The organism is Streptomyces sp. NPDC040718, from assembly GCF_055593565.1.
Map to the genome: position 1 here is coordinate 375,277 of NZ_JBVIXO010000006.1, position 11,847 is coordinate 387,123.

The 11,847-nt window shown below is 76.0% G+C and carries 8 protein-coding genes; 5 read left to right on the forward strand and 3 right to left on the reverse strand.

The features are described from left to right. Positions 1–3: 3 nt before the first annotated feature. Positions 4–645: a hypothetical protein gene (locus ACZ597_RS18635; protein WP_471331022.1), complete on the forward strand. Its 642-nt coding sequence runs from the start codon at positions 4–6 to the stop codon at positions 643–645. Here ACZ597_RS18635 and ACZ597_RS18640 read toward each other — a convergent pair. From ACZ597_RS18640 to ACZ597_RS18650, 3 genes are read right to left on the reverse strand one after another with little or no spacing between them, the layout of a single operon-like run. Beyond that, positions 563–1,747, reverse strand: a complete 1,185-nt coding sequence (locus tag ACZ597_RS18640; RefSeq protein WP_471331025.1) for an anhydro-N-acetylmuramic acid kinase — start codon at positions 1,745–1,747, stop codon at positions 563–565. The genes ACZ597_RS18635 and ACZ597_RS18640 overlap by 83 nt on opposite strands. Continuing rightward, on the reverse strand, positions 1,744–3,273 hold the full coding sequence (locus ACZ597_RS18645; RefSeq protein ID WP_471331028.1) for an MFS transporter: 1,530 nt from the start codon (positions 3,271–3,273) through the stop codon (positions 1,744–1,746). The genes ACZ597_RS18640 and ACZ597_RS18645 overlap by 4 nt, the downstream gene beginning before the upstream one ends. A gap of 3 nt (positions 3,274–3,276) precedes the next feature. After that, complete coding sequence (locus ACZ597_RS18650) at positions 3,277–4,695, reverse strand: L,D-transpeptidase (RefSeq protein WP_471331031.1); 1,419 nt, start codon at positions 4,693–4,695, stop codon at positions 3,277–3,279. A 170-nt stretch (positions 4,696–4,865) separates the two neighbouring features. Here ACZ597_RS18650 and ACZ597_RS18655 point away from each other — a divergent pair, with 170 nt between their 5' ends. The 4 genes from ACZ597_RS18655 to ACZ597_RS18670 all read left to right on the forward strand — a co-directional run bounded on the left by ACZ597_RS18655 (position 4,866) and on the right by ACZ597_RS18670 (position 11,839). After that, on the forward strand, positions 4,866–5,486 hold the full coding sequence (locus ACZ597_RS18655; RefSeq protein ID WP_471331034.1) for an L-threonylcarbamoyladenylate synthase: 621 nt from the start codon (positions 4,866–4,868) through the stop codon (positions 5,484–5,486). 571 nt (positions 5,487–6,057) lie between these two features. Beyond that, a complete protein-coding gene (locus tag ACZ597_RS18660) occupies positions 6,058–7,677 on the forward strand; it encodes an AfsR/SARP family transcriptional regulator (protein WP_471331037.1) in 1,620 nt (539 codons plus the stop codon). A gap of 75 nt (positions 7,678–7,752) precedes the next feature. Further along, positions 7,753–9,939, forward strand: coding sequence for a TOMM precursor leader peptide-binding protein (locus tag ACZ597_RS18665; protein WP_471331039.1), 2,187 nt, complete (start codon positions 7,753–7,755; stop codon positions 9,937–9,939). Next, the gene (locus ACZ597_RS18670; protein WP_471331042.1) at positions 9,929–11,839 is read left to right on the forward strand and encodes a TOMM precursor leader peptide-binding protein; all 1,911 of its coding nucleotides are present in this window, start codon (positions 9,929–9,931) and stop codon (positions 11,837–11,839) included. The genes ACZ597_RS18665 and ACZ597_RS18670 overlap by 11 nt, the downstream gene beginning before the upstream one ends. Positions 11,840–11,847 lie beyond the last annotated feature (8 nt).

Consider the following 11,847-nt stretch of genomic DNA (forward strand, 5'->3'; position numbering starts at 1 on the left):
ACCATGTACCCGTTCCTCGGCCACTTCGGCACCGGACTCCCGGCGCACCGGCTGCGCGCCGCCGCCGCCCAGCTCCGCACCGGTCCTCCCGGCGGGATCCGGCTGAGCCGGGGCGAGGGGTGGGCTCTGGCGTCCGGCCGGGTCTTCGAGCGGGGCGGGATCGCCGCGGTCCTCGACGGCGGGATCGAGGGCCGGCTCGCCCTGGCCACCCGGCTGGAGGTACGCGGCCTGCCGGTCGCCGACCGGAACGACGCGGCGCTGGCGCACTCCGCCTTCGCCCTGGACGGCGCGGGGTTCGCGGCTCACCTGGAGGGCGCTTACGCGGCGGCCGTGGTCGACGCGCGCGCCGAACCGGTGCTGGTCCTGGCCGGCGGCACCCCGCTCTTCTGCCACTGGGAACCGGGCGGGGGCCGGTTGTGCTTCGCCTCCGCCCTGCCGGCCCTGCTCGCGCTGCTGCCGGACCGGCCGGGGCCTCGGGTACGGATGCTGCCGCCCGGTACCACCGCCGTCTGCTCCCTGCGTGCAGTCCCGCGGCCGGCGCCCCGCGCGGACACCGCCGCGCTCACGGCGGCGGGCCCACGGAGATCCGTACCGGCGCCCGGGCCGGCGCGGGCGGAAGCCGCAGCGGTCCGCGCCCCGGGGTGAGGGAGCCGAGCACCCGGGGCCCCCGGGCCCCGGTGCACCCGGGGGCGTTGCCGGGGAGGCCGTGCAGGGTGAGGAAGCCGAGGACCGCGAAGGCGTACGCCTCCTTCGCGGAGGCGGGCAGTCCCAGTACCGCCGAGTCCAGCAGGGCGGTGCGCGGGGGCAGTTCCTCACGGAGCATGGCCATCAGGGCCGGGTTGCGGGTGCCGCCGCCGGAGGCGACGACCTCGGTGACCCGCAGCGGGCGCAGGGCCTCGGCGACGGTCCGGGCGGTGAGCCGGGCGAGGGTGGCGAGGAGGTCCTGCGGCGGGAGGGCGGCGCAGCCGTCGAGGGCGGCGCGCAGGTGGCCGTGGTGGAAGAGCTCCTTGCCGGTGGTCTTGGGCGCGGGCAGCCGGTAGTAGGGCTCTGCGAGCAGGCGCAGCAGGAGGGGTTCGTGGACCCGGCCGGCGGCGGCGAGGGCGCCGTCCTCGTCGTATCCGAGCCGGCCGCCGGTGAGTTCGCGTACGGCGGCGTCCATCAGGGCGTTTCCCGGGCCGGTGTCGAAGGCCACGGGCGGGCCGGCCGGGGGCAGGGCGGTGAGGTTGGCGATCCCGCCGATGTTGAGGGCGGCGGGTGCGCCGGGGCGGCCGCGCAGCAGCATCAGGTCGACGAGGCTGACGAGCGGTGCGCCCTGGCCGCCGGCGGCGATGTCGCGGGGGCGGAAGTCGCTGACGACGGGGCGTCCGGTGGCTTCGGCGATCCAGGCGGGGCGGCCGAGCTGGAGGGTGCCGTGGACCTGCCCGGCGTCGGTCCAGTGGTAGACGGTCTGGCCGTGCGAGGCGATCAGGCCGGCGCGGCCGGCGCACAGTTCGCGGTCGGCGCGGGCCGCGAGGGCGGCGAAGGCCTGCCCGATGCGGGTGTCGAGGAGGCAGACGTCGGCCAGGGTGGTCGGCGCGGGCGGCAGGGCCGCCGCGAGGGCCTCCCGCAGGCCGTCCTCGTACGGGGCGCTGACCAGGCCGAGCGGGAGCAGCCGCAGGGTCTCGCCGTCGTCGTCCAGGGTGAGCCGGGCGGCGGCCGCGTCGACGGCGTCGTACGAGGTGCCCGACATCAGGCCGATCACCTTCATCGCAGGGGCCTCCTGTGGTCGTCGCCGCGCAGCCCGGCCAGCGCGACGGCGCTGAGGGCACAGGTGCCGGCGGCGTAGTAGGCGGGGACGTCGTGGTCGCCGGTGGCGGCGGTCAGGGCGGTGATGACGAGGCCGGCGCAGCCGGAGAACACCGCGCCGGTGAGGGCGTACGCCAGTCCGAGCCCGGTGCAGCGCACCCGGGCGGGGAACATCTCGGCGAGCATCGCGGGCCCGGGGCCGGCGAGGAGCCCGACGGTGGCGCCCGCGCCGAGGACGGCGGCGGCCTTGGCGGGGGCGGTGGCGGCGGGGTCCTGGAGGAGGTGCAGCAGCGGAAGCGCGAGGAGGGTGACTGCGAGGGCTCCGGCGAGCATGACGGGGCGGCGGCCGACCCGGTCGCTGAGGATCCCGGCGGGCAGGATGGCGGCGGCGAAGCCGAGGTTGGCGAGGGCGGTCGCGATCAGGGCCTGCCGGAAGGAGGCGCCGAGCGTGGCCTGGAGGTAGGAGGGCAGCACCACGAGGAAGGTGTACCCGGCCGCGGACCAGCCCATGAGCCGCGTGACCCCGAGGAGGACGGCCCGGGCGGTGCCGGTCCCTCCGGGGGGCGCGGGGCCAGGGCCGGCGCCGCTGCCGGCAGAGCCGATGACCGCGGGCGCAGGGCGGGCCGTGACGGTCGCTTGCTGCGGCTCCGGTGCGGGCGGTACGGCTCGCCGCGGTGCGGGCCCGGGCACCCGCGGCGGCTGGGCGGATCCCCGGGGCCCGGCGGGCGCGGCCCCCGGCGCGGGTGGCGCGGCTCCCCGCCGCACGGGCCCGGGCGTGGGCGCCGACACCCGTACCGGCCACGCGGCTTCCGGCGGGGGCGGTTCGTCGGGGAGTCCGGCGCGCAGCCGGTAGGCGGCCAGGCCGAGCGGGAGGGCCAGCAGGAAGGGGATCCGCCAGCCCCAGGCGTGCAGGGCCGCCGGGGAGAGCAGTCCGGCCAGGAGGGCGGCGACGGCCGCGCCCGCGAGCAGGCCCAGGGCGACGGTGAAGGACTGCCAGGCGCCGTGGCGGCCGCGCCGGCCCGGCGGCGCGGATTCCGTCATCAGGGCCACGGCCCCGCCGAACTCCCCGCCCAGGCAGAGCCCTTGGAGCACCCGGAGGAGGGTGAGCAGCCAGGGGGCGGCGGGTCCGATGGCGGCCCGGGTCGGGAGGAGGCCGATCAGGGTGGTGGCCAGGGTCATCAGGGCGATGACGAGGACCAGGGCCCGGCGGCGGCCGACGCGGTCGCCGAGGCGGCCGAAGAGGAGGGCTCCGGCGGGCCGGAAGAAGAAGGACACGGCGAAGGAGGCGTAGGTGGCGACCAGCGGGCCGGCGCCGCCCTGGCCGGCCGCCTGCGAGGGGGTGAAGAACCGGTCGGCGATGACCGTGGCGAAGGCGCCGTACACACCGAACTCGTACCACTCGGTGAAGTTCCCGGCGGAGCCCGCGAGCAGCACCCGGCGCGGTCCGGTGGCGGACCGCCCGGGGCGGGGCGGGGCGAGGGGTGCCACCCCTCAGGTCGTCGGGTCGAGGCGGGAGGGGGTGTCCGGCGGCTGGTGCGCGGCGGCGGCCGGGGTCAGGGCGCTGCCCTCCAGCCAGGTGCGCCAGTCCATGTTCCAGTCGCCGATGCCGTTGCCGAAGGGGTCCATCCGTTCGCCGCCGCTGTTGACCACCTCGACGATGTCGCCCTCGCGGACGGTCTCGTAGAACCAGGCGGCGTCCTCGGTGGACATGCCGGTGCAGCCGTGGCTGACGTTCTCCTCGCCCTGCGACTCGACGGACCAGGGCGCGGCGTGGACGTACTCCCCGCTCCAGGTGACCCGGGTCGCGTAGAGGACGGGGAGGTCGTAGAACTCCTTGGTGCCCTTCTTGATGCCGACGCTGTCGCCGCGCATGCGGACCTTGGCCTCCTTGCCGAGGACGACCTTGATGCCGCTGCGGGTCAGGAAGCCGGCCTTGCCGGTGGTGACGGGGATGGTCCTGATGACGCGTCCGTTGCGGCGTACGGTCATCTCGTGGGCGGCGGAGTCGGTGACGGCCTCGATGCGGTCCGCGACGGTGAACTCCAGGGGCTCGGAGGGGCCGCCGTAGCCGTGCTCGCCGAGGTCGACCCCGTCGAGGCCGCTGCGGACGCGGACGACGGCGTGGGCGGGCCAGTAGGTGCGGGGCCGGAAGTGCAGGGTCGAGCCGTTCACCCAGTGCCAGGCTCCCTCCACCTGGGGCCGGGAGGTGACCTGGAGGGACTGCTCGACGCGGGCGCGGGCGTCGGGGTCGTCGGCGGGGACCGGGCGGCTGAGTTCGGCGGTGACGACCTCGCCGGCGCCGTACGTTCCGGGGCGGGGGCCGAACTCGGCGGTGAGCCTGCCCCCGTCGGCGGGCGCGTCGGGCGGCGCGGTCCGGAAGACCATGCTGACGCCGACGGGGACGCCGCGGCCGTCCTGGGCGCCGACGCGGACGGTGTAGCCCTCCCCCGCGCGCAGGGGTTCGGTGTTGCGCCAGTGCCCGCCGTCCGGGCCGAGTTCGCCGGCGAGGTGGCGGCCGTGCCCGTCGGTGACGGTGACGTCGGTGAGGCGGCCGGCTTCCGCACGGGCGAGGGTGATCTCCAGCGGGGAGCCCGAGTCCGTGGGGAGTTCGCCGGCGTCGCCGATGCCCGGGTCCCACAGGACGGCGCCGCCCCGGGCGGTGGCGAGCACCCGCTGCTCCTGCCAGGTGCCGCAGCGGCCGCCGCGGAAGGCTCCGGCGGCGCACCACACGGCGGAGTCCGCGCGGACCCCGCCGTCCAGGGCGTGGCCGACCAGCAGGGTGACCGCCGCCCCGGGGGCGGCGGGGGCCGCCGCTTCGGCCGTGCGGCCGGGTGCGTTGGCGAGGGCCAGCGCGGCGGCCCCCGTCACCGCGGCGACCGCGCTCCACGCCTTCGTCCGTGACTTCGCCACGCAGCCCTCCCAGGTGTCCTACGGCCGGATGGCAGCATCAAAGAGGACGGGCAGCCGAAACGATGATCATAAACTCGGTGCTGCGTCCGAACGGGCGCCCCAAGTGAACCCGGACGGAGTATCGGGCGGGACCTCCGGAGGGCGGCGGTCCGGTCCCGTAGGCTCGGTGGATGGCGAAGTACTTCGACGTGCACCCCGAGAATCCTCAGCGGCGCACCCTCACCAGCGTGGCCGACAGCATCCGCTCCGGCGCGCTCATCGCATATCCCACGGACTCCTGCTTCGCGCTGGGATGCCGGCTGGGCAACCGGGACGGCCTCGCGCGGATCCGGTCGATCCGCGATCTGGACGACCGCCACCACTTCACCCTCGTGTGCCAGAACTTCGCCCAGCTGGGGCAGTTCGTGTACGTGGACAACGACGTGTTCCGGGCCGTCAAGGCGGCGACCCCGGGCGCCTACACCTTCATCCTGAAGGCCACCTCGGAGGTGCCGCGCCAGCTGCTCCACCCGAAGAAGAAGACGGTCGGGGTCCGGATCCCGGACCACGTCGTCACCCAGGCCCTGCTGGCCGAGCTGGGCGAACCGCTGGTCTCCAGCACGCTGCTGCTGCCCGACGAGGAGGAGCCGCTGACCCAGGGCTGGGAGATCAAGGAGCGCCTCGACCACCAGGTGGACGCGGTCGTCGACTCCGGGGACTGCGGCACCCGGCCGACCACCGTCGTCGACTTCTCCGGCGGCGGGGCGGAGATCCTGCGGCGCGGGGCGGGCGACACCTCCCGCTTCGAGTAGCACGCCCGGCGGGCGGCACCGCCCGCTTCGAGCAGCACTCCTCCGACGGCGGATTCCGGTTCCGGATCATGGATCCGGAATTCGCCAGTCCGCCACTCGATCCGGCCATCGGGGAGCCGGTCGGGAATGCGTCCTCCATTCATACTCAAGCGGTCCATCCATCAGGACTCGTTTAGCTGTGAACAGAATTGACGGACCGGCGGTAACTCCACGGATCGCCGGGGTGACGGAGAGGAGAAGAAGGCCGGGTACGCCGGAATTGATCAGCATCCCAACTCGACTTTCACAAGATCCGTTCTGTAGGGTTCCAGTTATTCACCGCCCAACGGGGAGCGGCGAGCAGCCGCGGGCACTGGTCCGGACTTTTCCGGAGGCGTGTCCGTCTTGGCGGCTCGTTGGAATGACGCCCCCGTCACGCTCATCTGCGACACACGTGACCCGACACGGGGGACCATCAATGCGGTTCCAGCTTTTGGGGCCCTTGAGTATTGCGCACGGCCCCGAGACAGTAGTTCTCAAACCATCCAAGCCGACCAGTCTCCTCGCCGCCCTTCTGCTCCATCCCGGCGCCGTGGTTTCCACCGGCTATCTGCTGCGTGCCGTATGGGACGAAGAGCCTCCGGCGACGGCCCGGGCCGCACTCCAGACCTGTGTGCTGCGGCTGCGCAGGTTATTCGCGAAATACGGTATATCCGCGACCACCATCGAGGCCGTGCCGGGCGGTTACCGGATGCGCAACGACACCGAGACGCTCGACCTGGTGCTGTTCCGGTTGCTGACCGCGCAGGCGCGGGCCGCCGCGGGGACGCCCGAGGAGCTGTACCGGCTGCGCGAGGCCCTCTCCCTCTGGCAGGGGCAGCCCCTGTCGAACGTCGCCTCGGGCATGCTCCAGCGGGACGCGGTGCCCGCCCTCGAACAGGAGCGGCTGCGGGTGCTGGAGCGGGTGTGCGACCTCGAACTGGCCGCCGGGAACTGCCACCAGGTGCTCGTCGACCTGTACGAGGGGGCCCGCCGCCAGCCCGTCCGCGAGCGCTTCACCGAACAGCTCGTCGAGGCCCTCTACCGCACGGGCCGGCAGGCGGAGGCGCTCGCCGAGTACCGCACCGTGCGCGAGCGGCTGCGCGAGGAGCTCGGCGTCGACCCCGGACCGGGCCTGCGCCGCCTGGAGCTGGCGATCCTGCGGGCCGAGGAACTGGGCCCGGCCGCCCGCCCCGAGGCCGAAGCGGCCCCGCCGCGCCCCTCCCCCGCCGTCCGCGACCGCGTCCCCGAGCCCGCCGGACCCCCGCCGGTGCCCGGATTCGCCGGGCGCGGGGCTGACCTGCGGGCCCTGGCGCAGCGCCTCACCGACACCGGCGGGCCCCGGCTGCTGGTCGTCTCCGGAGCACCCGGGATCGGCAAGTCGGCGCTCGCTCAGCAGAGCGCGCACGAGGTCCGGGGGGCCTTCCCGGGCGGGGTGTCCGCCATCGACCTGGCCCGGCCCGACGGGAGCCCCCTGGACGCCGAGGAGGCCCGCAAGCTGCTGCCCGGACCGGGCGGCGACGGCCGGAGGCTGCTGATCCTCGACAACGCGGCCGGAGCGGGCCAGGTGCTGCCGCTGCTGCCCGAGACCGGGGGCGCCACGGTCCTGGTGACCAGCCGGCGCGCCCTCGCCGCCGCGGTCGCCACGCACGGCGGCTTCGTGCACCGGCTCGACGTGCTCGCGCCTGCCGAGGCGCACGAGCTGCTCACCGGCCTCGTCGGAGCCGGGCGGATCGCCGGCGAGGAGCCGGCCGCGCGCGAACTGGCCTCCGTGTGCGGGTACTTCCCGCTCGCGCTGCGGATCGCCGCCGGGCGGCTGCTGACCCGGCCGGGGCTGTCCGTCGCCGACTGCGCGGCCTGGCTGGCGGAGGACCCGCCGGGCCGGCTGGCCCTCGCCGAGGACCCCCGGCTGTCGGTGCCCGAGGTACTGGGGCGGGCCGTCGGCGCACTGCCGCCCGATCTGCGGGAGGCGTTCCTGCGGCTGGGCTCGCTCGAGCCCCGCTCCGGTCCCGCCACAGCCGCGGAAGAGAGCGTGCTCGAACAGCTCGTGGAGGCCGGGATGCTGGAGGACGGACCACCCGGCGAGCCCTACAGGATCCATGCCTTCCTCCACGTGTACGCGCGGTGGCTGGCCCGGGGCCGGTCCGGCGCCGCGGCCCTCCTGCCCCGCTGAGGCGGCCCCGCCCGCCTCCCCGGCATTTCCCACCTCACGTCTTCGTCCCCACCAGACCGCAATCAGAGGTGTTCCATGTCCCTGGACAGCTACCAGCACGTTGCCGCGACACGCCCGAGGATCCGCCGGGACGTGCTCTTCACCGAAACGCCCGACGGCGTGCTGTTCCACAATTCCGACGGGGGCTTCCGCCTCACCGCCCGCACCGCGTACCGGTTCGCCACGCTGATCGTCCCGCACCTGACCGGCGAGCACACCGTCACCGAGCTGTGTCAGGGATTCGGCGACTCCCAGCGCGCGATGGTCGGTGAACTCGTCAAGACCCTGTACGAACGGGACTTCGCCCGGTCCGTCGCCGAGCCCGCCGACACCGACCCGGCCGCCGCGCCGCCGGACGTGGCCCGCAGATTCGCGCCGCAGATCGCCTACGCCGACCACTACGCCGACGACGCCGAGGCACGCTTCCTGCGCTTCCGCGGCACCCGGGTCGCCGTACTCGGCGAGGACGCCGTTGCCCGCTGGTGCGCGCTCAGCCTGGTGCGCAACGGCTGTGCCGCCGTCGGCCTGCCGCCGGGGGCCGACACGGACGGGGTACGGGCCGAGGCGGCCGAAGCCGTCGCCGACGGCTGCCCGGTGGAGATCCGCACCCTGCCCGGACACCCGCTCGGCTGGGCGGAGTTGGAGGAGTACGACTTCGTCGTGGTGACCGGCGGGGCGGCGGCTCCGGCCCGGCTGCTGCCGCTGCTGCGCGCCGGGGTCCCCGAGGGGCGCACCCTGCTGCCCGCCTGGTCGTACGGGAACGACGCCGTGGTCGGCCCTCTCATGGCGCACGGCGCCGCCGGCTGCTGGTCCTGCGCGGCCCTGCGGCTGGGCGCGGCGCGCGGCGGCCCGGCGGCGGCCGCCCTGTGGAGCGCCCTCGCGCTGCCGGAGGCGCCCCTCGCCGAGGGCCCGGTGCCGGGGCGGCCGCTGGCCGCGATGATCGGCAACCTGCTCGGGTACGAGGTGTTCCGCGCGGCCTCCGGCTCGCTGCCCGCCGAGACCGCCGGACGGCTCCTCATCCAGGACACCGCCTCGCTGGACGTCACCGCCGAGCCGCTCTTCCCGCACCCGCGCTGCCCGTTCTGCGCGCCCGGGGAGACCGAGGCCGCCCCCCTGGACCTCGCCGCCGCCGGTACCTCGGGCACGCCCGCGCTGCCGACGCTGGAGACCGCCCGCGAGGCGGACGAGCTGGTCGAGGAGCTCAACCGGCGCTCCGCCCTGGTGCGCCCGTACACGGGGGTGTTCACCCGGTACGCGGACGAGGAGCTCACCCAGATCCCGCTGAAGGCCGGGGTCGTGGAGCTGGGCCTCGGGCACGGGGAGACGCGCACGGTGGCCGCGTTCGACGTCCACCACGTGGCGGGCGCCCGGATGCGCGCCCTGGACGCGGCGGCGCTGGTGTACGCGGAGCACGTGGTGCCGGCCCGCGACGTGGTCGGTGCCGGTGGGCCCGGCGCGGTGCCCGCGGCGCGGCTGGCGACCGCCTCCGGGATACCGGGCGAGGCGTCCGCGTACCAGCGCGCGGTGTCCCTGCTGACGAAGGAGCCCGCGCTGGTCCCGGCGGGCGCGGTACGGCCGTTCGGCCCGCACAACGCCGAGCGGCTCTTCGAACGCACCCGCGCCGGGGCCGGGGCCGGCCCCTCCCCCGCCGACGCGGCCGCGGCCGGGCTGCTGTCGGCGCTCGGGCACGCCGCGCTGCTGCGCGCGGTGCGCGGTGCGGCGGCGGCCCGGGTGCCGCTGCCGGAGCGCGACGGTGAGGACGCCGAACTCGGCTTCCTGCTGCGGTCGGCGGACCGGCTGGAGCTGGAGCCGGAGCTGCTGGACCTCGGGGAGGGCCCGCGCTCCGGGGTACAGGTGCTGCTCGCGCGCGCCGGGGAGCACTGGGCGCTGGGCGAGGGCCTGGACCGGCGTACGGCGGCGGTCGCGGCCCTGCGGGAGCTGCTGGGCGCGGTGCAGTACGGGGCCGACGGCGCCGACGCGGGCCGCGATCCCCTGCTGCTCGACCTGGACCCGCGCGCGCTGGCGGTGTCCGGGGAGGCGGCCGCGCCCCTGGCGGCGGGGGCCGGCGCGGCCTGGGACCGGGTGCTGGAGCTCCTGGCCGGGGCGGGGCTCGACGCGTACGCGGTCCCGACCGGGTCGGCGGAGACGGCCGGGGTGGGGATCCACACCGTGCGGGTGCTGCTCGCCCAGGCGGCGGTCCGGGAGTCCGGCGATGACGCGTAGCGGCTCCGCCGCGGTGGCGGACGGGCTCGGGCGGGAGGCAGCCGGGCGGTTCACGGAGCTGCTGGAGCGGTCGGTGGCCGCGCTGGGCGGGCCGCCGGTGGCCGTGTCGGCGCTGGGGCTGCGGAACGCGTTCGCCGTTTCCGGCCGGGAAGTGCCGGCGGGCGCGGTCCCGGTGGCCCTCTACGGGCACCAGGCCGTGGTGGGCCCCCTTCCGGGGGACGGGCCGGGCTGTGCGCGGTGCCTGGAGCGGCGCTGGCAGGCGGTGCGGTCGGTCGCGCTGCGGGACGCCCTGGAGCTGGGCGGCGGTACCCGGGCGGCGGGCGGCTGGCCGTACGCGCACGCCTTCGCCGCCGACGCGCTGGCCGCACTGGTGGTCTCGGCGGGCTCCGGCACCACCGGGGCGGCGGGCGGGGTGTTCCCCGGGGTGTGGGTGCTGGACCTGCGGAGCGGGGGCGTGCGGAGGTACCCGCTGGTGCCCGATCCGGAGTGCCCGGTGTGCGGGGCGCCCGAGGCTGACACGGCCCGGGCGCTGGATCCGGGGCCCGCGCCCAAGTACCGGCCGGGGGCGTTCCGTACCCGGCCCGTGGAGGCGTACGCCATCGACGTGGCGGCGTTCGCGAACCCGCTGTGCGGGGCGCTGGGGCCCTCGCTGGTGCAGGACGTCTCCTCGACGTCCACCTCCGCGACGATCGGCTGCTTCTCGATGCGCTCCGGCGAGTACCTCCGCGAGACGTTCTGGGGCGGGCACACGGACTCCTTCGACCGCAGCGCCCGGGTCGGCGTGCTGGAAGGGCTGGAGCGGTACGCGGGGATGCGCTCGCGCTCGCGCACGACCAGCGTCACCGGCTCGCTGAACGGCTTCGGGGCCGAGGCCGTCGACCCGAGGGTCGTGGGCCTCTACAGCGAGGCCTTCTACCGGGACAACCCGAGGGTGCGGCCCTTCGACCCGGACCGGGAGATCCCGTGGGTGTGGGGCTGGTCGCTGCGCGACCGGCAGCCGCGGCTGGTGCCGGAGGTGCTGACGTACTACCACGCTCCGGGCCTGGAGAACCGGTTCGTGCAGGAGAGCTCCAACGGCTGCGCCTCGGGCGGGAGTCTGGCCGAGGCCGCCTACTTCGGGCTGATGGAGGTGGTCGAGCGGGACGCCTTCCTGCTCACCTGGTACGGGCGGCAGCCGCTGCCCGAGATCGACCCGGCCACCAGCTCCAGGGCCTCGACGCGGGCGATGGTCGACCGGCTGGCCCTGTACGGGTACCGGGCGCGGTTCTTCGACACGCGGATCAGCTTCCCGATCCCGGTGGTGACCGGGGTCGCCGAACGGTTCGACGGCGGCACGGGGCGGATGTGCTTCGGGGCGGGGGCCGGACTGGACCCGGAGTCGGCGCTGGACTCGGCGCTGTGCGAGATCGCCACGGACGCGGTCAACCTGCCCGGGCGCACCGAGCGGGACGAGGAGCGGCTGCGTGCGATGGCAGCCGATTTCGACCTGGTCACCGCGCTGCACGACCACCCGCTGGTGTACGGGGTGCCGGAGATGGGCCGCCACGCCGATTTCCTGCTGCGCGGGCCCTCGCGGGGTCCGCTGCGGCCGGTGTCGTCGCTGCTGGGCCCCGAGGGGGTGTCGGACGACGTGTCCGAGGACCTGGCGCGGTGCGTGGAGGCCGTCGCCGCCGGGGGGTTCGACGTGGTGGTGGTCGACCAGACCCTGCCGGAGCAGCGGGCGCTGGGCCTGCACACCGTGAGCGTGCTGGTGCCGGGGCTGCTGCCGATCGACTTCGGCTGGTCGCGGCAGCGCGCGCTGGGCATGCCGCGCATGCGCACGGCCCTGCGCCAGGCGGGGCTGCGCGGCCGCGACCTGGAGCCGGCCGACCTCAACCCGGCCCCGCACCCCTTCCCCTGACCCGGCCG

Coding starts and splice junctions, on each gene's coding strand:
- ACZ597_RS18635 (WP_471331022.1), top strand. CDS start 4: ATGTACCCGTTCCTCGGCCACTTCGGCACCGGACTCCCGGCGCACCGG.
- ACZ597_RS18640 (WP_471331025.1), bottom strand. CDS start 1,747: ATGAAGGTGATCGGCCTGATGTCGGGCACCTCGTACGACGCCGTCGAC.
- ACZ597_RS18655 (WP_471331034.1), top strand. CDS start 4,866: ATGGCGAAGTACTTCGACGTGCACCCCGAGAATCCTCAGCGGCGCACC.
- ACZ597_RS18665 (WP_471331039.1), top strand. CDS start 7,753: ATGTCCCTGGACAGCTACCAGCACGTTGCCGCGACACGCCCGAGGATC.
- ACZ597_RS18670 (WP_471331042.1), top strand. CDS start 9,929: ATGACGCGTAGCGGCTCCGCCGCGGTGGCGGACGGGCTCGGGCGGGAG.